The organism is Streptomyces sp. NPDC090994 (assembly GCF_044768905.1).
Classification (GTDB): Bacteria; Actinomycetota; Actinomycetes; order Streptomycetales; family Streptomycetaceae; genus Streptomyces.
In genome coordinates this window covers 1-22417 of record NZ_JBIVWS010000029.1, presented here as the reverse complement: position 1 = coordinate 22417, position 22417 = coordinate 1, and the positions used below count along the sequence as shown (strand labels likewise).

Annotated in this window: 23 protein-coding genes; 8 read left to right on the top strand and 15 right to left on the bottom strand. The window is 72.1% G+C overall.

The window, feature by feature from the left end:
• Positions 1 to 80: 80 nt before the first annotated feature.
• On the bottom strand, positions 81 to 752 hold the full coding sequence (nucS, locus tag ACIQR3_RS34325; RefSeq protein ID WP_215165704.1) for an endonuclease NucS: 672 nt from the start codon (positions 750 to 752) through the stop codon (positions 81 to 83).
• A 291-nt stretch (positions 753 to 1043) separates the two neighbouring features.
• Here nucS and ACIQR3_RS34320 point away from each other — a divergent pair, with 291 nt between their 5' ends.
• Complete coding sequence (locus tag ACIQR3_RS34320; protein WP_215165705.1) at positions 1044 to 1436, top strand: SCO5389 family protein; 393 nt, start codon at positions 1044 to 1046, stop codon at positions 1434 to 1436.
• A gap of 76 nt (positions 1437 to 1512) precedes the next feature.
• Here ACIQR3_RS34320 and ACIQR3_RS34315 read toward each other — a convergent pair whose 3' ends face one another.
• Entirely contained in the window at positions 1513 to 2541 is a 1029-nt protein-coding gene (locus ACIQR3_RS34315) for an LLM class flavin-dependent oxidoreductase (protein ID WP_403544965.1), read from the bottom strand.
• A 454-nt stretch (positions 2542 to 2995) separates the two neighbouring features.
• Between ACIQR3_RS34315 and ACIQR3_RS34310 the strand changes: the two genes are divergently transcribed.
• Positions 2996 to 3328 (top strand): ATP/GTP-binding protein, encoded by a 333-nt coding sequence (locus ACIQR3_RS34310; protein WP_403544964.1) that lies wholly within the window; start codon positions 2996 to 2998, stop codon positions 3326 to 3328.
• 15 nt (positions 3329 to 3343) lie between these two features.
• On the opposite strand, the gene ACIQR3_RS34305 is transcribed toward ACIQR3_RS34310, so the two are convergent.
• From ACIQR3_RS34305 to mce, 7 genes are all read right to left on the bottom strand, one after another.
• Entirely contained in the window at positions 3344 to 4207 is an 864-nt protein-coding gene (locus ACIQR3_RS34305; RefSeq protein ID WP_403544962.1) for an ABC transporter permease subunit, read from the bottom strand.
• A complete protein-coding gene (locus ACIQR3_RS34300) occupies positions 4204 to 5430 on the bottom strand; it encodes an ABC transporter ATP-binding protein (RefSeq protein ID WP_403544960.1) in 1227 nt (408 codons plus the stop codon). The genes ACIQR3_RS34305 and ACIQR3_RS34300 overlap by 4 nt, the downstream gene beginning before the upstream one ends.
• Before the next feature lie 123 nt (positions 5431 to 5553).
• Positions 5554 to 6330 (bottom strand): ABC transporter permease, encoded by a 777-nt coding sequence (locus ACIQR3_RS34295; RefSeq protein WP_403544958.1) that lies wholly within the window; start codon positions 6328 to 6330, stop codon positions 5554 to 5556.
• Complete coding sequence (locus ACIQR3_RS34290) at positions 6327 to 7295, bottom strand: ABC transporter ATP-binding protein (RefSeq protein ID WP_403544957.1); 969 nt, start codon at positions 7293 to 7295, stop codon at positions 6327 to 6329. Before ACIQR3_RS34290 ends, ACIQR3_RS34295 begins: the two co-directional genes overlap by 4 nt.
• A gap of 83 nt (positions 7296 to 7378) precedes the next feature.
• Complete coding sequence (locus ACIQR3_RS34285) at positions 7379 to 8314, bottom strand: cellulose-binding protein (RefSeq protein WP_403544955.1); 936 nt, start codon at positions 8312 to 8314, stop codon at positions 7379 to 7381.
• Between the two features lie 207 nt (positions 8315 to 8521).
• The gene (scy, locus tag ACIQR3_RS34280) at positions 8522 to 12655 is read right to left on the bottom strand and encodes a polarized growth protein Scy (RefSeq protein WP_403544953.1); all 4134 of its coding nucleotides are present in this window, start codon (positions 12653 to 12655) and stop codon (positions 8522 to 8524) included.
• Positions 12656 to 12889: 234 nt separating this feature from the next.
• Positions 12890 to 13330 (bottom strand): methylmalonyl-CoA epimerase, encoded by a 441-nt coding sequence (mce, locus tag ACIQR3_RS34275; RefSeq protein WP_215165715.1) that lies wholly within the window; start codon positions 13328 to 13330, stop codon positions 12890 to 12892.
• A 147-nt stretch (positions 13331 to 13477) separates the two neighbouring features.
• On the opposite strand from mce, the gene ACIQR3_RS34270 reads away from it, so the two are divergent.
• Together ACIQR3_RS34270 and meaB are read left to right on the top strand one after the other, a co-directional pair.
• Positions 13478 to 14677: an acetyl-CoA C-acetyltransferase gene (locus tag ACIQR3_RS34270; RefSeq protein WP_403544951.1), complete on the top strand. Its 1200-nt coding sequence runs from the start codon at positions 13478 to 13480 to the stop codon at positions 14675 to 14677.
• Positions 14678 to 14701: 24 nt separating this feature from the next.
• Positions 14702 to 15667, top strand: a complete 966-nt coding sequence (meaB, locus tag ACIQR3_RS34265; protein WP_403544949.1) for a methylmalonyl Co-A mutase-associated GTPase MeaB — start codon at positions 14702 to 14704, stop codon at positions 15665 to 15667.
• 74 nt (positions 15668 to 15741) lie between these two features.
• On the opposite strand, the gene ACIQR3_RS34260 is transcribed toward meaB, so the two are convergent.
• The gene (locus ACIQR3_RS34260; protein WP_403544947.1) at positions 15742 to 16419 is read right to left on the bottom strand and encodes a PepSY domain-containing protein; all 678 of its coding nucleotides are present in this window, start codon (positions 16417 to 16419) and stop codon (positions 15742 to 15744) included.
• Positions 16420 to 16541: 122 nt separating this feature from the next.
• On the opposite strand from ACIQR3_RS34260, the gene ACIQR3_RS34255 reads away from it, so the two are divergent.
• Positions 16542 to 17207: a response regulator transcription factor gene (locus ACIQR3_RS34255; protein WP_403544945.1), complete on the top strand. Its 666-nt coding sequence runs from the start codon at positions 16542 to 16544 to the stop codon at positions 17205 to 17207.
• Positions 17204 to 18622, top strand: a complete 1419-nt coding sequence (locus ACIQR3_RS34250; RefSeq protein ID WP_403544944.1) for an ATP-binding protein — start codon at positions 17204 to 17206, stop codon at positions 18620 to 18622. Before ACIQR3_RS34255 ends, ACIQR3_RS34250 begins: the two co-directional genes overlap by 4 nt.
• Positions 18623 to 18628: 6 nt before the next feature.
• On the opposite strand, the gene ACIQR3_RS34245 is transcribed toward ACIQR3_RS34250, so the two are convergent.
• The 4 genes from ACIQR3_RS34245 to ACIQR3_RS34230 form a co-directional block, all read right to left on the bottom strand.
• Positions 18629 to 19105: a MarR family winged helix-turn-helix transcriptional regulator gene (locus tag ACIQR3_RS34245; protein WP_403544942.1), complete on the bottom strand. Its 477-nt coding sequence runs from the start codon at positions 19103 to 19105 to the stop codon at positions 18629 to 18631.
• Between the two features lie 95 nt (positions 19106 to 19200).
• On the bottom strand, positions 19201 to 19977 hold the full coding sequence (locus tag ACIQR3_RS34240) for an AIM24 family protein (protein WP_403544940.1): 777 nt from the start codon (positions 19975 to 19977) through the stop codon (positions 19201 to 19203).
• Positions 19974 to 20624 carry an AIM24 family protein gene (locus tag ACIQR3_RS34235; protein WP_403544938.1) on the bottom strand — a complete coding sequence of 217 codons (651 nt, stop codon included), beginning with the start codon at positions 20622 to 20624 and terminating at the stop codon, positions 19974 to 19976. Before ACIQR3_RS34235 ends, ACIQR3_RS34240 begins: the two co-directional genes overlap by 4 nt.
• Before the next feature lies 1 nt (position 20625).
• Positions 20626 to 21258 carry an AIM24 family protein gene (locus ACIQR3_RS34230; protein WP_403545026.1) on the bottom strand — a complete coding sequence of 211 codons (633 nt, stop codon included), beginning with the start codon at positions 21256 to 21258 and terminating at the stop codon, positions 20626 to 20628.
• 142 nt (positions 21259 to 21400) lie between these two features.
• Between ACIQR3_RS34230 and ACIQR3_RS34225 the strand changes: the two genes are divergently transcribed.
• Entirely contained in the window at positions 21401 to 21745 is a 345-nt protein-coding gene (locus ACIQR3_RS34225) for a DUF3817 domain-containing protein (RefSeq protein ID WP_215165727.1), read from the top strand.
• Positions 21742 to 22035 (top strand): MTH1187 family thiamine-binding protein, encoded by a 294-nt coding sequence (locus ACIQR3_RS34220; RefSeq protein WP_403544936.1) that lies wholly within the window; start codon positions 21742 to 21744, stop codon positions 22033 to 22035. Before ACIQR3_RS34225 ends, ACIQR3_RS34220 begins: the two co-directional genes overlap by 4 nt.
• A 140-nt stretch (positions 22036 to 22175) precedes the next feature.
• Here ACIQR3_RS34220 and ACIQR3_RS34215 read toward each other — a convergent pair.
• Positions 22176 to 22417 (bottom strand): hypothetical protein (locus tag ACIQR3_RS34215; RefSeq protein WP_403544934.1); only part of this gene is annotated, 242 nt, incomplete at its 5' end.

The following is a 22417-nucleotide window of genomic DNA, read 5'->3' as shown; positions in this document are numbered from 1 at the left end:
GCGGGCACGGCGGGCACGGCAGACATGGCGGAGGGCCGGGACCCACAGGGGTCCCGGCCCTCGCCTCGTACCGCCTCGGCTCAGAACAGCCGCAGCTTGTCGTCCTCGATGCCGCGCAGCGCGTTGTAGTCCAGCACCTGGCAGCCGATGCCGCGGTCGGTGGCCAGCACCCGGGCCTGCGGCTTGATCTCCTGCGCGGCGAAGACACCGCGCACCGGGGCGAGGTGGGGATCGCGGTTCAGCAGATCGAGGTAACGGGTGAGCTGCTCGACGCCGTCGATCTCGCCGCGCCGCTTGATCTCCACGGCGACGGTCTGCCCGTCGGCGTCCCGGCACAGGATGTCCACCGGTCCGATGGCGGTCGGGTACTCGCGGCGGATCAGGGTGTAGCCCTCGCCGAGGGTCTCGATGCGGTCGGCGAGCAGTTCCTGGAGGTGCGCTTCCACGCCGTCCTTGATCAGGCCGGGATCGACGCCCAGTTCGTGCGAGGAGTCGTGGAGGATCTCCTCCATCGTGATGATGAGCTTCTCACCTGTCTTGTTGACGACGGTCCACACGCCCGCCTCGTCGCCGGTCCCCTCCTTCAGGACGCACGGCGGCGACATCCAGTTCAGGGGCTTGTAGGCCCGGTCGTCGGCGTGGATCGAGACGCTGCCGTCCGCCTTGACCAGGATCAGGCGGGGAGCCGAGGGCAGGTGCGCGGTGAGCCGCCCGGCGTAGTCCACGGAGCAGCGGGCAATGACGAGACGCATGGTCGGCAACGCTACTCGACCCGCCCGCCCCGGCGCGATTCGCACCCTGGGACGGCACCGCCCGGCGCGATCACGGTCCGTCCCACTTCTCCCATAAGCCCCATCTTGCGCACTGGCCGATTGTGTGCCTACGGCAATCGGCGCATCCGGCCATTCTCCTGGTGCGGCCCGGTCGGGGTGCTTACGGTATTCAACGGGAGGTCGCGAGTCGCGTACACAGCGTGTTCGTTGTCGCGGACTCCCTTTACTGTCCGGCAACCCCTGCTGGTCGGGGGTGCGAGAGGAGTACTCATGTCGCTCGACGTCTCACCGGCCCTACTCGAACAGGCCGAGCGAGGCGAGGTTGACGAAGCGGACTTCGTCGACTGCGTCCGGACCTCCCTGCCCTACGCGTGGGAGATGATCAGCTCCCTGGTGGCACAGCTGAAGGTCGACGGCGGAGAGTTCGCCGACAACCAGACGCCCCCGCCGGACGAGCAGGCACGCGGCCAGTTGCTGCGTGTGCTCGCGAGTGACGCGATACGCGGCGCCCTGCAGCGGCACTTCGGCGTCCGGCTGGCCTTCCAGAACTGCCACCGGGTGGCGGTCTTCCCGACCGACCCCTCGGTCGACGACACGCTGGCCCGCTTCACCTCGGTGCGCAACCAGTTGCTGAACCAGTCGCCCGAACTGCGCGACTGCTGACGCCGGTGATCGTCTGCTTGCCGCTCCGCACGCGGGAGGTGCGGTTGTTCCGGAGCGGCAAGCTCTCCGCGGCCGGTCAGCGGAGCTGGGGGAGCACCTCCGCGCCGAGCCGCCGTACGTTCTCCTCGGTGGCCGCGAGGTCGCCGGTGCCCTCCACCAGCAGGGCGAAGCGGTCGACGCCGGTGCGCTCGCTGGTCGCCGTGAGCCGGTCGGCGCACAGTCGGGGGGTGCCGACGGGGTGCAGGCCGCAGAGCAGTTCGGTGTAGGCCAGCGGGTCGCGCATCCGCCGGGGGCGGCCGTCCACCGTGACGTGGGCGTCGAGCCCCTGCCGCAGCCAGCCCGGCATCGCCTTCGCCAGCGCCTCCGAGGCGTCGGCGCGCCGGTCGGCGATCTGGCAGACGCCGGCCGAGACGTGGGCGGCCGACCGGATCTCCTCGGCGGACCGGCCGGCCGCCCGCGCGTGCCGCCGCCACAGGGCGATCATCTCGGCCTTCTCCTCGTCGCCGACGTGCATCCCGAGCAGCATCGGCAGCGCCCGCTCGGCGGCCAGGCGGACGCTCGCCGGTGAGGTGCAGGCGACGACGACCTCGGGTCCGGCGCTGTCCGTGAGCGCCTCCGACGGCCGCGGGACGACCGGCACCGCACGGAACCGGAAGCGTTCCCCTATGGCCTCGACCACCGGTTCCCGCAGCCAGCGCAGCAGCAGGTCGAGGGATTCCGGGAACCCCTTCTCGTACGCCTCCAGGCCCGCGCCGAAGACCTCCAGGTCGACCCAGGGCCCGCCGCGGCCCACGCCCAGCGAGAACCGGCCACCGCTGGTCAGGTGGAGCAGCGCGGCCTGCTCACCGAGGGCCACGGGGTGGGCCGTGGGCAGTACGCTGACCGCCGTGCCGACCCTGAGGCGGCGGGTGCGGCCGAGCAGCAGCGCGGCCAGGGTCACCGCCGACGGGCAGGTGCCGTACGGCACGAAGTGATGCTCGGCGAGCCAGGCCGTGTCCAGCCCCGCCTCCTCCGCGACCTCGGCCGAGCGGACCGCCCGGTGCAGTGCCTCCCCCTGGCCCTGCCCCGGGAACTGGGCCGCCAGCACGAAACTTCCTACGCGCATTGCCTTTTCCTGCTTCCTTGGCTCCGACACGGAGCTCCCCCACAGGGCATAACCGCCTGACACGTGCCGAGGACACGGCTGGGCGAGGAGATTTGCGGATTGTCTGCCGAATAGGCCGTCGGTGGGCCGTCAGCGGACCGTCGGCAGGCCGTTCGGCGGGCCTGCGGCAGGCCGTCGAACGGGCCGCCCAGCGGGCCGTCGAACGGGCCGCCCGGCAGGCCGTTCGGCGGGCCTGCGGCAGGCCGTCGAACGGGCCGCCCAGCGGGCCGTCGAACGGGCCGCCCGGCAGGCCGTCGAACGGGCCGCCCGGCAGGACGCCGGTGACCCTCGCGGCGCCCGTGACGCCCCGTGCGCGGATCTCCCGCCGCCCCGGGCGCCGTACGCGTACCCCTTGTCGCGCCCGCGTAGGCTGGTTACGGCCCGTACTTCCCTGTATAGACCCGTGAGGTGTCCTGTGTCCCCGCGTCGCAACCGACCCAAGGGAGCCGGTTCGTCCGGCCGCAGCGCCGAGGACGACCGTCCCGGCCGCTACGGCGGGTGGCAGTCCGCCGAGAGCTGGCAGGGCGAGGACTGGTACGTGCGGCACGTGGCGGGCGCGAGCGCGCAGGGCAAGTCCTACCGCTGCCCCGGCTGCGACCAGATGATCCCGGACGGCGTCCCGCACGTGGTGGCCTGGCCCGACCACGCGGGCGTCGACGACCGCCGGCACTGGCACAAGTCCTGCTGGAACGCGAAGGACCGCCGCACCACACGGGTGCAGCGGTCCCGGAACGCGCCGCGGTTCTGACGTCCTGACGCCGGCTCAGACGTCCCGCCGCTCCAGCAGCGCGAAGGCGACGCCGTAGACCACGGCCGTGACGCCGAGGATGATCCACAGCGGCTCCCAGCCCGACGGGCCGGAGTCCGACAGCGAGTTGGCGTAGAAGACGCTGAGCTGGTTCGGAATCGAGTACTCCAGCAGGAACGCCTGCACCCCGTTCAGCGACTCCGAGAACATGAACATCGCGATCACCAGCGGCGCCAGCAGCAGGCCGATCATGATGGTGATGGCGCCCGCCGAGTGGCGGATGACCGAGCCGACGGCGAGCGAGAGCAGGCCGAGCAGCGCCATGTAGAGGGAGACGCCGACGGTGGCCTTGAACCAGTCCTGGCCGGTGGGCTCGTCCGCCCCGTCCAGCAGGGCCACGTGCGCGAAGGCGACGAGCGTGACGCAGACCAGCGTCACCACGAACGAGAGCAGGAAGAACACCAGGCCCTTGGCGGCCAGCACCCGCCCGCGGCTGGGGCAGGCGGTCATGGTGGTCCGGATCAGGCCGGTGCCGTACTCCGACGCCGTGGTCAGCACGCCGAGCGCCATCAGGCACATGCTGCCGAGCAACAGACCGAAGAAGCCCAGCTGCAGCGGGCTGCTGCCGGCCATGTCGCCCTCGGTGCGGGCCACCACCGCGCCGACCAGCAGGCCGATGCCGACCACCAGCAGGACGAAGACGCCGAGCGTCCACAGCGTCGAGCGCACCGACCGGATCTTCGTCCACTCGGAGGCGACGGCGTGCATCAGGTGGGTGCGCACGACCGGGATGGGGGAGGTGTAACCGGCGTACGCCGGACCGGGCGCCGCCCACCGGTCGGGTGCGGCCTGCGGCATCGGGGGCTGGGGCGTGCTCATCGGGCGTCCTCGGGCTCGGTCGGGGAGGGAGTGGGAGAGGAGGCGGGGGCGGGGGCGGGCGCCGGGGCCGCGGACTGCCCCGGGACCTGGCCGGGCGCCGCCTGCGCGTACGGGTTGGCCGGCGGCGCGGCGGGCGCCCCCGGTCCGCCGTACGGGCCCTGGGGACTCTGCGCGGGGGGTGCGAACGGCTGCCCGCCCTGCTGGGGCGGCGGCGGGGCGTACCAGCCGGGCTGGCCCTGACCGGGCACCGGCATCGGCGGCTGCGCGCCGGGCGGCAGGGGCTGCTGGAGCCCGGCCTTCTCGTCGACGGTCGAGCGGTAGTCGACGGCGCCCTGCGTCATCCGCATGTACGCCTCCTCCAGCGACGCCTGGTGCGGCGACAGCTCCCACAGCCGTACGCCGGCCTCGTGCGCGAGGTCGCTGATCCGGGGGAGCGGCAGCCCGGTCACCCGCAGCGCGCCGTCCTGTTCCGGCAGCACGTGGCCGCCCGCCTCGGTGAGCGCCGAGGAGAGCTTCTCGCGCAGCTGGGGTTCGGTGTCGGGGGTGCGGACCCGGGCGAAGTCGGCGGAGTTGGCCGAGATGAAGTCCTTCACGCTCATGTCGGCCATCAGCTGTCCGCGCCCGATGACGATCAGGTGGTCGGCGGTCAGCGCCATCTCGCTCATCAGGTGACTCGACACGAACACCGTGCGGCCCTCGGCGGCGAGCGCCTTCATCAGGTTGCGCACCCAGAGGATGCCCTCGGGGTCGAGGCCGTTGACCGGCTCGTCGAAGAGCAGCACCTGGGGGTCACCGAGCAGGGCCGCGGCGATGCCGAGCCGCTGGCCCATGCCGAGGGAGAAGCCCTTGGAGCGCCGCCTGGCGACGTCCTGGAGGCCGACCACGCCGAGCACCTCGTCCACCCGGCGGGCCGGGATGCCGGAGAGCTGGGCGAGGCTCAGCAGATGGTTGCGGGCGGCCCGGCCGCCGTGCACGGCCTTGGCGTCGAGGAGGGCGCCGACCTGGCGGGGGGCGTTGGGCAGCTTGCGGTAGGGGAACCCACCGATCGTCACGTGTCCCGCGGTGGGGTTGTCCAGGCCGAGGATCATCCGCATCGTCGTCGACTTGCCCGAGCCGTTGGGCCCGAGGAAGCCGGTGACAGTGCCGGGACGTACCTGGAAGGACAGGTTGTACACAGCGGTCTTGTCGCCGTAGCGCTTGGTCAGGCCGACAGCCTCGATCATGCTCCGCACCCATCGAAAGGATCAGGACAGCGGGGCGCACGCCCCCGTAAGAGTTAGGAGCTTATCCAGGCGCTGACGGTTCCGTTCACATCCGGGCGGATCAGGTCGCCCCGCGGTCCCTTGTCAGGCGTCCCGCCGCTTCAGCACGACGTATCCGCCGATGAGGGCCGCGATCACCCAGAGCACCATGATGCCGAGGCCGCCCCACGGACCGTAGGGGGTGTCGTCGTCGAGCGGCGGGACCACTTCCATGATCTTGCTGCCGGCCTGGTCCGGCAGGAACCGCCCGACCTTCTTCGTCACGTCGACGCTGCCCAGGATGTTGGAGATGAGGAAGAAGAACGGCATCAGGATGCCCAGCGACAGCATCGGTGAGCGCAGCATCGCCGCGACGCCCATGGAGAACACCGCGATCAGCGTCATGTAGAGGCCGCCGCCGATCACCGCGCGCAGCACCCCGTCGTCGCCGATGGACGCGCTCAGGTCGCCCAGCATCGCCTGGCCGAGGAAGAAGGAGGCGAAGCTGGTGGCCATGGAGACCAGCAGGGCGAGCAGGGTGGCGACCGCGATCTTGCTGGCCAGGAAGGTGCCGCGCTGGGGCACGGCGGCCAGCGAGGTGCGGATCATGCCGCTGCTGTACTCGTTGGCCACCACCAGCACCCCGAAGACGATCATCGCGAGCTGGCCCAGGCTCATGCCGGCGAAGCTGATGAACGTCGGGTCGAAGGTGAGCCGGTCCTGTTCGTTCATGTTGTCGAACTGGCTCTTCGACAGCGCCGAGATCAGCATGCCGAGGGCGATGGTGACGACCACGGCCAGCCCCAGCGTCCACACGGTGGACGCCACCGACCGGATCTTGGTCCACTCCGAGCGGACCACCTGCGTCGCCGCCATGCTCATCCCTTCCTCCAGTCGCTGCCCCAGACCTGCTGCCGCGGCGGCCGCTGCGCGGCCGGCTGCCCGTCGTGCGCGTGGTACTCGACCGACTCCGCCGTCAGTTGCATGAACGCTTCTTCCAGGGAGGCCCGCTGGGGACTCAGCTCGTGCAGCACGATCCGGTGCCGCGCGGCCAGCTCGCCGATCGCCTCGGACTTGTCGCCGTCCACCTCCAGCGCCTCGTCCGTGGTCCGTGCCGGAGTGATCCCGGCCTCGGACAGCACGTCCAGCAACCGCTCCCGCTGCGGGCTGCGGACCCGGACGTAGGAGCGCGAGTTCTCGGCGATGAACTGGGCCATCGAGGTGTCGGCCAGCAGCCGGCCCTGTCCGATGACGACCAGGTGGTCCGCGGTCAGCGCCATCTCGCTCATCAGGTGACTCGACACGAACACCGTCCGGCCCTGCGCGGCCAGGGTCTTCATCAGGTTCCGGATCCAGTGGATGCCCTCGGGGTCGAGCCCGTTGACCGGCTCGTCGAACATCAGGATGCGGGGGTCACCGAGCAGCGCGCCCGCGATGCCGAGCCGCTGCCCCATGCCGAGCGAGAACCCCTTGGCCTTCTTCTTCGCCACCGCCGTCAGACCTACCGTGTCCAGCACCTCGTGCACCCGCCGCGCCGGAATCCCGTTGGCCTGCGCCAGGCAGAGCAGGTGGTGGTACGCGCTGCGCCCGCCGTGCATCGCCTTGGCGTCCAGCAGCGCGCCGATGTACGTCAACGGGTTCTTGAGCTGGTCGTAGTGCTTGCCGTCGATCCGGACGTCCCCGGCGGTGGGCCGGTCCAGGCCCAGCACCATCCGCATGGTCGTCGACTTGCCCGCGCCGTTGGGTCCGAGGAAGCCCGTGATGATCCCCGGCCGCACGGTGAAGGACAGATTGTCGACCGCCACCTTCTCGCCGTACCGCTTGGTCAGCCCCGAGAGCTCGATCATGCCGCCCACGCTAGAACGCGACGTAGCCCTCTGCCACCCCAGTGGCAGAGGGCTACGTCAATGGTCCGACCCGGGCGTCGACGTCAGCGGGACTGCTGGGCGGGCACTCCGCGGGAGATGGAGTCGTCGTCGGTGGACGACCCGGCGGCGGCCACCGCGGCGCCCGTGAGGGTCGCCAGCATCTCGCGCACGTTGGTGAGCTGCGCGTTGATGGAGTCGCGGCGGTTGGTGAGGGCGGCCAGCTCGCGCTCGGATTCCGAACGGATGCGGTCGGCCTTGGCGTTGGCGTCGGCCACGATGTCCTCGGCCTGACGCTGCGCCGTCTCCACGGTCTGGCGGGCGCGGCGCTCGGCGTCCGTGCGCAGCTTCTCCGCCTCCAGGCGGAGCTGCTCCGCGCGGTGCTCGATCTCCGCGAGACGCTTCTCGGCCTTGGCCTGACGGGAGGCCAGGTCGCGCTCGGACTGCTCGCGGCGCTTGGCCAGGTTGGTCTCGAAGTCGGCGGCGGCCTGCGCGGCCTTGGCGCGGGTCTCCTCGAAGAGGGCGTCGGCCTCCTCGCGCTTGGACTGCGCGTCCTTCTGGGCCTCGGCACGCAGCTGCGAGGCGTCACTCTTGGCCTTCTCGACGATCCGGACGCCCTCGTCCTCCGCCTTGGCCTTGCGGTCGGACGCGTACGACTCGGCGTCGTTGCGCACCTGCTGGGCGGCCGACTCGGCCAGCTCGCGGTGCTGTTCCGCCGCGCGCCGGGCCTCCTCGCGCAGTTCCTTCGCCTCTTCCTCGGCGAGCCGCAGGATCTTCTCGACCCGCGCGCCGAGCCCGGCGTACGACGGCTCGGCGTCGGAGACCTGGGCCTGTGCGTTCTGGGTCTCGAGGTGAAGCTCCTCGATGCGCTTTTCCAGAGCGGTGATGCGGGCGAGAGCGCTGTCACGGTCGGAGACGAGCTTGGAGATTCGTTCGTCCACCTGAGCGCGGTCGTACCCACGCCGCACAAGCTCGAAGCCGTAGGGGGAAGTGTCGCTCATGGGGTTCCTGTCGAATGAGACCGGTGAGGTGATAGGTGGAATCCTAGGGGCCAACGCGGTGTGTAATCGAGCGGATGCGTGTTTGATCTGGAGAATGACACCTCTTTTGAGTGGCGGACACGCCGATGCCTCGCTCAAGTTTTGGTCAAAGCTCTAGCCGAGCGTGTCGGCCAAAGGTCCCAGGAGACACCGAATCCGCCCTCAACGCTACCCGTCTGACGACTTGCCACCCGAACGAGGGGCTCCGACCGTCGCTCCGGCCTTGACCCCGGCGTCCTTGCCCCCGGCCGGCGCTTCGAAGGACTCCAGCGCCTCCAGCACGTCCTGCACCCGGGAGATCTCCGCGTTGATGTCCTCGCGGCGCCGGACCAGGATCTCCAGTTCGCGCTTGCCCTCCTCGACCGTACGACGGGCCTCGCGGACCGCCTCGGCCTTCAGCTCCTCGGCCTCCTTGACCAGCTTGGCCTTCTTCTGCTCGGCCTCCTTGAGCAGCCCCTCGGCCTTCTTCACCGCGGCGATACGGACCTTGCCCGCCTCGGAATTGGCCTCCGAGACGATCTCCTTGGCCTTCGCCTCCGCCTTGGCGAGCTGCTCCTCGGCGGCCTTGACCAGCGCGTCGCACCGGTCGCCCGCCGACTTCATGGTCTCCGCCGCCTCGCGCCGCGCCCGCTCGTGCAGCTCCTCGATCTCGCCGGTGAGCCGGTCGCGCAGCTCCTCCGCGCGCTCCCGGATGGCGGTGGCGTCCCGGCGGGCGCCGACCAGCAGTTCGTCGGCGTCGGTACGGGCCTTCTCCACCCGGGTGTTGCCCTCGACCGTCGCCTCGGCCACGATCCGGTCGGCCTCGGCGCGGGCCACGCCGACCATCGTGTCGGCCTGCCCCTCCGCGTCCGCGGTGGTCTTCTGCGCCTGCTGCCGGGCCTCGGCGAGCAGCTTGTCGGCCTCGGCCGTGGTCTCCGTGATGAGCTTGTCGACCTGCTCGGCCGCCTCCGAGCGCCGCTTGTTGGCCTCCTTGCGGGCCTCGTCCAGGGCGCGTTCGGCCTCCTCGCGGGCGGCCGTCGTCACCCGCTCGGCCTCCGCCGCCGCCTCCGCCTCGACCCGCTGCGCCTCGGCGCGGATCCGCTCGGCGTGCTGCTGCGCGGAGCCCACCGTCTCGGCGGCCTCGGCGCGCAGCCGCTCCGCCTCCCCGGCGGCGTCCGAGAGCACCTGGTCGGCCTGGGCCGCCGCCTCGCTCCGTACCCGCTCGGCCTCGGCCAATGCCTCCGTACGGACCCGCTCCGCCTCCGCGACGGTCTCCGTGCGCAGCCGGTCGGTGTCCTCCAGGGTCTCCGTGGTCAGGCGCTCGGCCTCGGACCGGGCCTCGGTGATCAGGCGGTCCGCCTGCTCCGCCGCGTCCTGGCGCAGCCGGTTGGCGTCCTCCCGGGCCTCGGTGCGGGCGCGGGTCGCGGCCTCCTCGGCATCGGCGAGGGCCTTCGACGCCTCGGCCCGCATCCGGTCGGTCTCGGCGACCGTCTCGGCGCGCAGCCGGTCCGTCTCCGCGACCGTCTCCGTGGTCAGCCGCTCGGCCTCGGACCGGGCCTCGGTGATGAGCGTGTCCGCCTGCGTCGCCGCGTCGGACCGGATGCGGTTGGCGTCCTCGCGGGCGTCCGCCCGGGTGCGCGCCGCGCTCTGCTCGGCCTCGGCGATGGTGTCCGACGCCTCGGTGCGCACCCGCTGGGCGTGCTCGGCGACGTCCGCGCGGACGCGGTCGGCCTCGGTGATCGCCTCGGACACGGTCCGCTCGGCGAGCGCCTTGGCGGCCTCCGTCTCGTCCTGCGCCTCGCGCCGCAGCCGGCTCGCGTCCTCGCTGGCCCGCTCCCGCTCGGCGTAGGCGTCGGCGCGGACCCGGTCCGCCTCCTGCTCGGCCTCGCGCCGGGTACGGTCCGCCGCGTGCTCGGCGGCGCTGCGCAGCCCGGCGATCTCCTCCTGGGCCTGCTCGTGCAGGCCCGCGACGGACTCCCGTACCTGGGTGGCGTGCTGCTCGGCCGCCGACACCATCTCGGTGGCCCGCCGGTCCGCCTCCTCGACCAGCCGGACCGCCTCGGCCTGCGCCTCCTCCACCCGGGTGCGCGCCGAGGCCAGCAGCTCCTCGCTCTGCTCCCGGGCCCGCTCCCGCTCCTGCCCGGCCTCCTGGCGGGCCGAGCCGAGCAGCTCCTCCGCCTCGCGGCGGCGCCGGGCGGCCTCCTCCTGGGCGGCGGCCAGCGTCTCGGACGCCTCGGCGGCGAGCCGCTCGGCGGCGCTCTGCGCCTCCGCCCGCACCCGGTCGGCGCTCTCCTGCGCCTCCGACTTCAGCCGCTCGGCCTCGCTCGCCGCCTCGGACCGCAGGCGTACGGCGACGGCCTCGCCCTCCGCGCGGGAGGCGGAGGCGTCGGCCGCGGCCTCGTCACGCAGCCGCTCGGCCTCCTCCTCGGCCTGCTGCTGGAGCGTACGGACCCGCTCGGCGGCCTCGACGCGCTGCCGCTCGGCCTCCTCGGCGGCCTCCCGGCGGATCCGCCCGGCTTCCTCGCGGGCCTCGGTCAGCGCCTGCTCGGCCGCGGCGAGCCGCTCCTCGGCCTCCGTCTGGAGCCGGGTCAGCTCCTCGGCGGCCTCCGCCCTGCGGGCCTCGACGCCCCGCTCGGTCTCCTCGCGCAGCTCGGCGGCGGCGCGCTCGGCGTCCGCCCGCAGTTCCTCGGCCGCCTCGACGGCCTCCGCGCGGTGCCGCTCGGCCTCCGCCCGCGTACGCTCCAGGGTCTCCTCGGCCTGCCGGCGCAGCGTCGTGGCCCGCTCGATCGCCTCGGTGCGGACCTTCTCGCTGTCCGTGGTCGCGGTCTGCCGCAGCTCCTCGGCGTCCGCCTTGGCCTTGGCGAGCAGCTCCTCGGCGGACTTGGCCGCCTCCTCGATCTGCTGGACGGCCTCCTTGCGGGCCTCGGCGCGGATCTTCTCGCCCTCGGCGACCGCGTCGGCGCGCAACTGCTCGGCCTCGCCGCGCAGCCGCCGCGCCTCCTCCTGGAGCTCGACCGTCTTGGCCCGGTACTCCTTGGTGTCGTCCTTCGCCGCGCCCTTGAGCTCCTCGGCGATGTCGTGCGCCTCGGCGCGCAGCCGGTCCGCCTCGGCCTCCGCCTCGGTGCGGATCCGCTCGGCCTCCTCGGTGGCGGCCTTGGTGGTCCGCTTGGCCTCCTCGGACGCCTTGTTGAGCACCTCCTCGGCGGTCCGGGCCGCCTTGGAGAGCTGGCTCGCGGTCTCCTCGGCGGTGATCGTACGGGCCTTCTCGGCGGCCTCGGCGACGATCTTCTCGGCCTCCGCGCGGGCGTCCGCGACGAGCTGCTCGGCCTCCTCCTTGGTGGCCTCGGCCTCCTTGGTGGCCTCGCCGACCAGCCGGGCGACCTGCTCCTTCGCCGTCCGCGTCCGCGTCTCGTTGGCCGCCTCGGCGCTCGCCAGGGCCTTGGCGGCGGCCTCCTCGGCCTCGGTGACCACCTTCTGGGCCTCGCTCTGCGCCTTGCGCAGGGCCTCCTCGGCCTCGGCCATCCGCTGCTCGGCGGCCCGGCTCAGCTCCTGGGCGCGGCGGCGGGCCTCCTCGGACTCGGTGGCGGTGGTGCTGCGCAGCCGCTCGGCGTGGTCGGTGGCCTCCTGGGCCTGCCCCGCGGCCGTGTTCAGCAGCCGCTCGGCGTCCGCGCGGGCGCGGCGCAGCAGTTGCTCGGCCTCGGCACGCGCCGACTCCGCTTCACCGCGCAGCCGCTGCCGGGCCTCGGCGGTCAGCCGCTCGGCCTCCGCGCGGGCGGCGCTCATGGCCTGCTCGGCCTCGGCCCGGGACTCGTCGAGCAGCCGGCGGGCCTGCTGCTCGGTACGGGCGCGCAGCTGCTCGGCCCACGCCACGTTCTCGTTGACGTGGCTCTCGACGGTCTGCCGGCGCTCGGCCAGCTCCTGGTCGAGCTGCTGGCGCCGGTTGACCGCCTCCTGGTGCAGCTCCGCCTGGAGCCGGGCCGCCTGCTCGGCGTGCTCCTGGAGGATGCGCTGGGTCTGCGCGCGGGCCTGGCTCAGCTCGCGCTCGGCGTCCGCCCGGATCTGGTCGGCCTGCACCTGCGCGTCGCGCAGCAACTGCTCGGCGCGGTACCCGAGATCGCCGCCGTCGAAGGCGGGCCGGGACATGATGGTGCGCCGCGCCTCGTGCAGCTTGGCGCGCAGCACCTCGACCTGGTAGCCGAGGTCCTCGGCGTGCTGGATCGCCTTTTCCCGCTCGGTCTTCAGCCGCTTCATCTCGGCCTCGAACCGAGAGAGGTGGTCGACGTCAGCCGCCGGCTCTCGCTCCTGGCTCTCGTAGCCCCGCACTGCGCGGTCCCATCCGTCCCCTGGTCGCAACACTCTCCGAACGAACCCCGGCCGTCCGCCGAACGGGGCCCCCGGGGAATGGTGTCAGATCAACGGCGGAGCATGTGCTGCTGCCCCGGCGCTCGTCCCCCGAAACCCGGACCCCGGCAACGGCCCCACCGTCGCCGACGGGGCCGGGTCACCCTGGATCGAGCGGCGACCGCGCCCAACCCTACCGGCCCCTATGTACGAGGGTCAGTGCTCAGGTGACTCAACAGCCGCCGAAGTGACCAGTTCTGTGAGTACGCCATGACAGTCCTTCGGATGCAGGAAGGTGATCCGCGACCCCATCGAACCCCGTCGCGGCTCGTCGTACAGCACACGGACGCCCTTCTCCCGGATGTCCGCCGCGTCCCCGTCGACGTCCGCCGTCCCGAAGGCGATGTGATGCACGCCCTCCCCGTTCTTGGCCAGCCACTTGCCCACGGCGGAGTCCTCGCGGGTCGGCTCCAGCAGCTGGAGGTACGAGGATCCGCCGTCCGACGTATCGTTGATCTTGAGCATGGCCTCGCGTACGCCCTGCTCCTCGTTCACCTCGGTGTGGGACACCTCGAAGCCGTAGGTGGTCCGGTAGAACTCGACGGTCGCGTCGAGATCATGACAGGCGATTCCGATGTGGTCGATTCGCGTCAGCATGGGTTCAGTGGAGCGCCGCACAGGCGGTTACGCAACGTGCGCGCGATCACACCGACGGCCCGATGACGGGTGGCATACCGCTCGGTACCTTCGAGTAAACCCTCGTTCACTCCTCGGCCGCGCAGGCCGGTAAGGGGACCGCAGCTCATGGCTTCCACTCCGAACAGCTCCGTGATCGTCGCGGGTGCGCGCACCCCCATGGGACGCCTCCTCGGCTCCCTGAAGTCCTTCTCCGGGGCCGACCTCGGCGGCTTCGCGATCAAGGCCGCCCTCGACCGTGCGGGGATCGGCGGCGACCAGGTCCAGTACGTGATCATGGGGCAGGTGCTCCAGGCGGGCGCCGGACAGATCCCGGCCCGGCAGGCCGCCGTCAAGGCCGGCATCCCGATGAACGTCCCGGCGCTCACCGTCAACAAGGTCTGCCTCTCCGGCCTCGACGCCATCGCGCTGGCCGACCAGCTGATCCGGGCCGGCGAGTTCGACATCGTCGTGGCGGGCGGCCAGGAGTCCATGACCAACGCCCCGCACCTGCTGCCCAAGTCCCGCGAGGGCGTCAAGTACGGCGCGATCGAGATGATCGACGCGATGGCGTACGACGGTCTGACCGACTCCTTCGAGAACATCGCGATGGGCGAGTCCACCGAGAAGCACAACACCCGCCTCGGCCTCACCCGCGCCGAGCAGGACGAGATCGCCGCCCTCTCCCACCAGCGGGCCGCCGCCGCCCAGAAGAACGGGATCTTCGAGGCCGAGATCACGCCGGTGGAGATCCCCCAGCGCAAGGGCGACCCGGTGCTGTGCGCCACCGACGAGGGCATCCGCCCCGACACCACCGCCGAGTCGCTCGGCCGGCTGCGCCCCGCGTTCGCGAAGGACGGCACGATCACCGCCGGCTCCTCCTCGCAGATCTCCGACGGCGCGGCGGCCGTCGTCGTGATGAGCCGGGCCAAGGCCGAGGAGCTGGGCCTGGAGTGGCTGGCCGAGATCGGCGCCCACGGCAATGTGGCCGGGCCGGACAACTCTTTGCAGTCGCAGCCGTCGAACGCGATCCGGCACGCGCTCGGCAAGGAGGGCCTGGACGTCTCCGACCTCGACCTGATCGAGATCAACGAGGCGTTCGCGGCGGTCGCCGCGCAGTCAATGAAGGACCTCGGCGTCTCCACCGAAAAGGTGAACGTGAACGGCGGCGCCATCGCCCTCGGCCACCCCATCGGCATGTCCGGCGCCCGCCTCGTACTCCACCTGGCGCTGGAGCTGAAGCGGCGCGGCGGCGGCACCGGCGCGGCGGCCCTGTGCGGCGGCGGCGGCCAGGGTGACGCGCTGATCGTCCGGGTACCGAAGGCCTGACCGCTGCTGAAAGGAACCGTGGACATGCAGGACGTCTCCGCGCTGGTGGCCCAGGCCAGGGAAGGCCGGCCGCGTGCCGTGGCCCGGCTCATCTCCCTGGTGGAGGGGGCGTCCGGCCAACTCCGCGAGGTCATGGCGGCCCTGGCCCCGCTGACCGGCGGGGCGTACGTCGTCGGCCTCACCGGGTCACCGGGCGTCGGCAAGTCGACGTCGACCTCGGCGCTGGTGACGGCCTACCGCAAGCAGGGCAAGCGGGTCGGCGTCCTGGCCGTCGACCCCTCCTCCCCCTTCTCCGGCGGCGCCCTGCTCGGCGACCGGGTACGGATGGGCGACCACACCTCCGACCCCGGCGTCTACATCCGTTCCATGGCGACCCGGGGCCACCTCGGCGGCCTCGCCTGGGCCGCCCCGCAGGCGATCCGCGTCCTGGACGCGGCGGGCTGCGACGTGATCCTGGTCGAGACGGTCGGCGTCGGCCAGTCGGAGGTGGAGATCGCCTCCCAGGCCGACACCTCCGTCGTCCTGCTCGCCCCCGGCATGGGCGACGGCATCCAGGCGGCCAAGGCCGGGATCCTGGAGATCGGCGACGTGTACGTCGTCAACAAGGCCGACCGCGAGGGGGCCGACGCCACCGCGCGGGAGCTGAACCACATGCTGGGCCTCGGCGAGTCCCGCGCCCCCGGCGACTGGCGCCCGCCCATCGTCAAGACGGTCGCGGCGCGCGGCGAGGGCATCGACGAGGTCGTCGAGGCGCTGGAGAAGCACCGGGCCTGGATGGAGGAACGGGGGCTCCTCACCGAACGGCGCCGGGCCCGGGCCGCCCGCGAGGTGGAGACCATCGCGGTGACGGCCCTGCGCGAACGCATCGGCGACCTGCACGGCGACCGCCGCCTGGGAGCGCTGGCGGAACGGATCGTGGCGGGGGAGCTGGACCCGTACCGGGCGGCGGACGAACTGGTGGCGGGGCTGACGGAGGGGACGGCGGGCTGACGGGCGTCCCGCGCCGCCGTTCCGCCTACCGGCCGCCGCCGTCCTCCGCTGTCCTCCGCTGTCCTCAGCCGTCCTCAGTCGTCGTCGGAGTCACCGGCGTCGTCGGAGCCGTCGTGGTCGTCGTGGCCGTCGTGGTCGTCATGGTCCGAGTCGTCGTCCCGGTCCGCCGTGACCTTGCCCGAGCCCAGGTCGACCCGCCACTCCCGCTCGCCCTTGCCGGAGGTGCGCGTCTCGACCTCCCAGCCCTTGTCCCGGCCGTCGTCGTCCAGGTCGACGGAGGTCACCGTGCCCTTGCCGGCCACGGCCCGAGCGGCCTCGGCGGCGGTGACGGAACCGCCCTTCAGCGCGGCCCGCACCTCACCGGTGTCGTCCTCGTCGTCGGTGTGGGAGCCGAGGACCGACCCGTCGGCCGGGTCGATCCGGACGCTGTGCCAGGTGCCGTCGCCGCCCAGGACGTCGACGTCCCACGAGGCCGCCTCGCCCTCGTCGTCCTCGTCGTCCAGCTCGGCGGAGACGGCCGTACCGGAGGTGTCCTTCAGCGCGGCGGCGATCGCCTGGGCCGCCGTCACCTTCGTCCCGGCCGCCTGCCCGTCCCCGCTCGACTCACTCGCGTCACTCGCGTCACTCGCCGCACTCGCCCTGCTCGTCCCGCCGGCAGCCCCGCTCCCCCCGCCGACCGCGACCGCCGTGACCGTGCCCCCGCCGATCAGCGCGGCGGCCGTGACGGCGGCGATGACGATGTTGCGCTTCATGAGAAGTTCCTCCCGAGTCGGTTCGTTTCTCCCTGACGTGGCTTCACTGTCGCGGGCCGACGCTGAGAGGAACCTGAAGCCTCCTGAAGGAATCTTCAGGAGCCGTTTGCGACCCTTCACCCATGCGCCTGTTGATCGTGGAGGACGAGAAGCGACTGGCCCTGTCGCTGGCCCGGGGCCTGACGGCCGAGGGCTACGCCGTGGACGTCGTCCACGACGGCCTGGAGGGCCTGCACCGGGCCGGTGAGGGCACGTACGACCTGGTGATCCTCGACATCATGCTGCCCGGCATGAACGGCTACCGCGTCTGCGCCGCCCTGCGCGCCGCCGGCCACGAGGTGCCGATCCTGATGCTGACCGCCAAGGACGGCGAGTACGACGAGGCGGAGGGCCTGGACACGGGCGCGGACGACTACCTCACCAAGCCCTTCTCGTACGTCGTCCTCGTCGCCCGCGTCAAGGCGCTGCTGCGCCGCCGGCAGGGGCCCGGAGCCTCCCCGGTGCACGTGCACGGGGACCTGAGGGTCGACACGGCCGCCCGCCGGGTCTTCCTCTCCGACGACGAGGTGACGCTGACCGCGCGGGAGTTCGCCGTACTGGAACAACTGGTGGTGCGGGCCGGCGAGGTGGTCTCCAAGGGCGAGATCCTGGAGCACGTGTGGGACTTCGCCTACGAGGGCGACCCGAACATCGTCGAGGTGTACGTCAGCGCCCTGCGGCGCAAGCTGCGCGCCGGGCTCATCGTGACCGTCCGCGGCGCCGGATACCGCCTGGAGACGGGCCGATGAGCCGCCTCCTCGGCTCCGTCCGGGCCCGCGCGACGCTCGCCGCCACCCTGGTGGTCGCCGTGGCGCTGGTCGCCGCCGGGACCGCCGTACTGCTGTCCCTGCGCTCGAACCTGCTCGGCGAGGCCGGCACCTCGGCCGAGCGCTCCGCGCGGGAGGTCGCCGCCCAGCTCGCCGCCGGCACCCCCTACGACGACCTCTCCCTGGACGTGGACGACCGGCCGGTGCAGGTGGCCGACGAGAACGGCGTGCTGGTCGCGGCCGGCGAGGACCTGGAGCGGATCAGCGGTACCGGCCTGGACGACGTCCGCCCGAGCCCGTCGCCCGCCGCCACCACCGGCGACGAGGACGACGAGGACCGCGAGGACGGCGAAGGACTGGAACCCGGCGAGATCGGGGAGGGGACGACCATCACCGACGGCTCCGCGACGATCGACGGCGACACGGAGGACTACCGCTTCGCCGCCGTCACCGTGGAGACCGACGACCGCGGCACCCTCACCGTGTACGCGGGCTCCCCGCTCTCCGCCGAACACGGCGCCGTACGGACCGCGCTGACCGTCATGCTGATCGGCTTCCCGTGCCTGGCGGCCGTCGTCGCCGCCGTCACCTGGCTGGTCACCCGGCGCGCGCTGCGCCCGGTCGAGGGCATCCGGCGCGAGATGGCCGCGATCACCGCCTCCGAGGACCTGGCCCGCCGCGTCCCGGTCCCGGACACCCACGACGAGGTCGCCCGCCTCGCCCTGACCACCAACGAGACCCTGGCCGCCCTCCAGACCTCGGTCGAACGCCAGCGCCGCTTCGTCGCGGACGCCTCCCATGAACTGCGCAGTCCCATCGCGTCCCTGCGCACCCAGCTCGAAGTGGGCGCCGCCCACCCCGAGTTGCTGGACGTCGAGGGAGCCGTCGAGGACACCGTACGGCTCCAGCGGCTCGCCGCCGACCTGCTGCTGCTCGCCCGCCTGGACGCGGGGGAGCGCCCGGCCGACGGCCGCGTGGACCTGGCCGCGCTCGCCCGGGAGCAGGCCGAAGGGCGGCCCGGGGTGGCCGTACGGTCGTCGGACCCGCAGGTGACGGTCGAGGGCTCCCGGGGCCAACTGGGCCGGGTGCTGGCCAACCTGCTGGACAACGCCCAGCGGCACGCCCGCGCCACGGTCGAGGTCTCCGTACGGCGCGAGGGCGGCACGGCCGTGCTCGCGGTCGCCGACGACGGCGAGGGCGTCCCGGCCGCCGACCGGGACCGGATCTTCGAACGCTTCGTACGCCTCGACGCGGCCCGCAGCCGCGACGACGGCGGCGCCGGCCTCGGCCTCGCGATCGCCCGGGACGTCGCCGTACGCCACGCGGGCACCCTCACCGTCCGCGAGGCCCCCCAGGGCGGCGCCCTCTTCGAACTCCGCCTGCCCGCCGCCCCGTAGCGGTGGTCAGGGACGGCCGCGCTGCCCCCGCAGATGATCGGCGATGGGCCGCAGCGCCTTGTCCAGCTCGGTCAGCGCCTCGGGGGACAGCAGGTCGATGAAGTGCCTGCGCACGGACGCCACATGGTGCGGCGCGACCTTCCGCATGGTCGCCGTGCCGTGCTCGGTGAGCACCGCGTACAGCCCCCGGCGGTCGGACTCGCAGTTCTCCCGCCGTACCAGATCGGCGTTCTCCATGCGCGTGATCTGGTGCGAGAGGCGGCTCTTGGACTGGAGGGTGGCGGTGGCGAGGTCGCTCATCCGCATCCGCACGTCCGGCGACTCGGAGAGGTTCACCAGGATCTCGTAGTCGTTCATTGTCAGGCCGAACGGCTGCAGGTCCTTTTCGAGCTGGTAGGTCAGCAGCTTGTTGACCTCCAGGTGGGTGCGCCAGGCGGACTGCTCCGCATCGGTCAGCCAGCGGGTGGCCGTCTCGGTCTCCATGGATGAAGTCTACCTAAGAAGTTGAAAGGCGAACTAGTAAGAGTGATCGAGTGGCGGTGCGCACGCGTTCGAGGTCACCCTCCGCAGGGTACCGCTCACAGCCCGAAGCGGCGCTGGAGGTCTCCGAGCTGTCCGGGAAGACGCGGTGTCCCGGGCGCCGCCCCCTGCGGCCCGTGCGCCCCGCCACCCGGCACCCCGGGCTCCTGCGGCGTACCCCCGACCGCCTGCTCCGCCATCAACGCCTCGCTCGACTGGAGCAGCACCGTCCCCGCCCCCACGAACTCGAACTGGTGCTCCTCCCCGGACGCCCCGCCCAGGCCCGTCATCGCACGTAGACCGCCCATCAGCCCGGTCATGTACCCGTGGTCGTAGTGGTGGCACGGCGAGGGGCAGTCGGCCCACCCCACCAGTGCCTGCGGGTCCACCCGGATCGGCGGTTCCATGAACACCACCGGCCCGTTCGACGCGGCCACGAACTTGCCCGTACCGATCAGCGTCAGGAACCCGGGAACGATCGACTGCTTCAGCGCGAGACTTGGCTGAAAAGCAAGCAGGTTGCCCGAGCGAATGGTCAGGTTGCCGTCCTCCAGGTCGAACGAATTGACATCGAAGGCCCGGTCGGCGAGGAGCATCTTGCCCGACCCCTCCGCCACCACCCAGTCACCGGCGTGCAAAGGCGAATGGAACGAAGACCGCACCAGCCGGTCCAGCCGCCCGTGCCCGATCCCGTTGAACTCGATCGCCCCGTAGTAGGCGATCATCTTCCCCTTCTGCAGGAACCACTGGCTCCCCGTCAGCTCCACACAGAAGGTGTACGGGTTGACGTTGTCGTCGACCGGCAGCGTCACCGGGTCGTGATGAACGACGCTCACAGCTTCTCCTCCGACGCCTGCACGTACACCGCGCCACTCCCGCTCAGCTCCAGCTGGAACGCCTCACCGGACCCGCGCCCCACCATGTCCCGCCACCCCAGCGCCGTCGACAGCTTGTTGCGCACATCACCGTGATGGGCGACGTACGCCTGCGGATCGACGTGCACCGGACGCCCCGGCACGATCGGCACCTCGATCACACCCCCGTGCGCCATGACGGCCACGGCCCCGTGCCCCTTCAGCGAGGTGGTGAACAGCCCCTGCCCGCTGACCTGCCCCCGCACCATCCCCATGACCCCGCCCTGCGCGCCGAGGAAGACCGTGCCCTGCTCCAGGGTCCCCTCGAAGGCCAGCAACCGATCGGCCTCCACGTACAGCACATCCCCGGCCAGCTGAATCACCTGCACATGGTGCCCGCCGTGCCCGAACAGCACGGTCCCGCTGCCTTCCACGGTCATCAGCGGCGTGTCCTCGTTCGCGACCCGCCGCCCGATCATCGACATGACCCCGCCCTGCCCGCCCCGCACATTGGGCGTGAACGAGACGTCCCCCCGGTACGCCAGCATGGCCCCCCGCTGACTGAACAGCTGCTGCCCCGGCATCACGGTCGCCTCGACCACCTTCGCGTTGATCTCCCGGAACGCCACGTCACACCTCCCCCGCGATCGTGTTCCGCTCACTGGGCTGGACGTACACCAGCCCGTCCCCCTCGAACCGGATCTGGAAGGCCTCCCCGCCGCCTTCCCCCAGGACCGTGCGGAACGTCACACCCGACTGGAAGGACTGCCGCAGATTCCCCTGGTGGGCGACGTACGCCCCCGGATCGACGGTCAGCGGACACTGCGCACTGACCCGCAGCACCACCGCCGGCCCGTCCGACATGATCGCCGCCTGCCCGTGCCCCTCGACGGTCGTCGTGAACAGCCCGTTGCCCTGCGAGGCACCCCGCAGTCCGGTGAACTCGGTGCCCGTCCGCAGCCCGGCCTCGGCCGCGAGGAAATTGCTGGACTCCACGTACAGCTTCTCCCCCCGCAGCCCCACCAGATTGATCTCGGACGCCCGATCCGCGAACCAGCAGGTCCCGTGCCCCTTCACCTCCATCACGGTCATCTGCTCCCCGGTGATCCGCCGCGTCACCATCCCGCGCAGCCCTTCACCCCCGCCGCTCAGCTTCTTGAAGCTCATCTGTCCGTCGTACGCGACCATGGAGCCGTTCTTCGCCTTGACGGCGTCCCCGGTCATGTCGACGGCGAGCACCTTGCTGCTCTGAAGTCGGAACATCGCCACATCTGCGAAGGTAACCGAGTCCGCACCCGCCCGGCCGGGCGCGCCGGTGATTTGCCACAATGGCCGAGCGCTTGTGCGCACGTTCACAAGATGATCGTCGACGTCTCTCCTCCCGAAGCCCTCCGAAGGTGACCCCGTGGACCTCAAGACCGCCGCAGCCCTCCGCCGCCTCCGCCTGGTGTCCGCACCCGAGGCGATCTCCTTCCTCCTCCTGCTCGTCTGCTCGGTGCTGAAGCGCACCACCGACTTCAACGCCGTGCCGGTGATGGGCATGGTCCACGGCATCCTGTTCGTCCTGTACGTGATCTTCTGGGCGGACGCGTGGAACCGCGCCAAGTGGTCCGCCGGCACCGGCATCCTCTACTTCGTCCTCTCGGTCCTGCCCACCGGCGGCTTCTTCGCCGAGCGGCGGTTGAAGCGGGAGGCCGAGGACGCGGTGATCGCGTCCCGCGCCCGCCAGGAAGGGGTCGTGAACGCATGATCATCGCCTTCTCCGTGACGCCGCTGGGCGTCGGCGAGGACGTGGGGGAGTACGTGGCCGACGCGGTGCGGGTGGTCCGCGAGTCGGGCCTGCCGAACCGCACCGACGCGATGTTCACGTCCGTCGAGGGTGAGTGGGACGAGGTCATGGACGTCGTCAAGCGCGCGGTCGCGGCGGTGGAGGCGAGGGCTCCGCGGGTCTCCCTGGTCCTGAAGGCCGACATCCGCCCCGGCGTGACGGACGGACTGACGTCCAAGGTCGCGACGGTGGAGCGGCATCTGGCGGGGTGACGCCGTCGGTGCACGTGCTTTTGGCTGAGGTGGGGGGCGCGACCCGGCGCTGACCGGTTGCCGCCGCGCCCACCCCCCCACTCTCGGCTTCGCTCTAGCGGGGGAACCCCCATCGCCCCTGGGGGTACCTCCCAGGCCGTTCAGGCACTGGGGGAGGCACGCTTGCCCGCGGTGACGCGGGTACGCCGTACCGCGCCCGCGCCCGCACCCGCGTACGGCGGGAAGGGGACGGGGTGGGGGGTGTCCGCCCGCAGCGGTTGGCGCGTCAACACGCTCCACCCCCGTAAGTGACCGATGCGGTCCTGCGTGCCGTCGTGCAACGAACGCTCGATGCGCCGCAGTTCGGTCGCGTGCGCGTCCAGGGCGGCGGCGCGGGTGGCGG

Bases quoted from the DNA above. Each gene is read 5' to 3' on its own strand.
- nucS (WP_215165704.1), bottom strand. From the start codon at position 752: ATGCGTCTCGTCATTGCCCGCTGCTCCGTGGACTACGCCGGGCGGCTC.
- ACIQR3_RS34320 (WP_215165705.1), top strand. From the start codon at position 1,044: ATGTCGCTCGACGTCTCACCGGCCCTACTCGAACAGGCCGAGCGAGGC.
- ACIQR3_RS34315 (WP_403544965.1), bottom strand. From the start codon at position 2,541: ATGCGCGTAGGAAGTTTCGTGCTGGCGGCCCAGTTCCCGGGGCAGGGC.
- ACIQR3_RS34305 (WP_403544962.1), bottom strand. From the start codon at position 4,207: ATGAGCACGCCCCAGCCCCCGATGCCGCAGGCCGCACCCGACCGGTGG.
- ACIQR3_RS34300 (WP_403544960.1), bottom strand. From the start codon at position 5,430: ATGATCGAGGCTGTCGGCCTGACCAAGCGCTACGGCGACAAGACCGCT.
- ACIQR3_RS34295 (WP_403544958.1), bottom strand. From the start codon at position 6,330: ATGAGCATGGCGGCGACGCAGGTGGTCCGCTCGGAGTGGACCAAGATC.
- ACIQR3_RS34290 (WP_403544957.1), bottom strand. From the start codon at position 7,295: ATGATCGAGCTCTCGGGGCTGACCAAGCGGTACGGCGAGAAGGTGGCG.
- ACIQR3_RS34285 (WP_403544955.1), bottom strand. From the start codon at position 8,314: ATGAGCGACACTTCCCCCTACGGCTTCGAGCTTGTGCGGCGTGGGTAC.
- mce (WP_215165715.1), bottom strand. From the start codon at position 13,330: ATGCTGACGCGAATCGACCACATCGGAATCGCCTGTCATGATCTCGAC.
- ACIQR3_RS34270 (WP_403544951.1), top strand. From the start codon at position 13,478: ATGGCTTCCACTCCGAACAGCTCCGTGATCGTCGCGGGTGCGCGCACC.
- meaB (WP_403544949.1), top strand. From the start codon at position 14,702: ATGCAGGACGTCTCCGCGCTGGTGGCCCAGGCCAGGGAAGGCCGGCCG.
- ACIQR3_RS34260 (WP_403544947.1), bottom strand. From the start codon at position 16,419: ATGAAGCGCAACATCGTCATCGCCGCCGTCACGGCCGCCGCGCTGATC.
- ACIQR3_RS34255 (WP_403544945.1), top strand. From the start codon at position 16,542: ATGCGCCTGTTGATCGTGGAGGACGAGAAGCGACTGGCCCTGTCGCTG.
- ACIQR3_RS34250 (WP_403544944.1), top strand. From the start codon at position 17,204: ATGAGCCGCCTCCTCGGCTCCGTCCGGGCCCGCGCGACGCTCGCCGCC.
- ACIQR3_RS34245 (WP_403544942.1), bottom strand. From the start codon at position 19,105: ATGGAGACCGAGACGGCCACCCGCTGGCTGACCGATGCGGAGCAGTCC.
- ACIQR3_RS34230 (WP_403545026.1), bottom strand. From the start codon at position 21,258: ATGTTCCGACTTCAGAGCAGCAAGGTGCTCGCCGTCGACATGACCGGG.
- ACIQR3_RS34220 (WP_403544936.1), top strand. From the start codon at position 21,742: ATGATCATCGCCTTCTCCGTGACGCCGCTGGGCGTCGGCGAGGACGTG.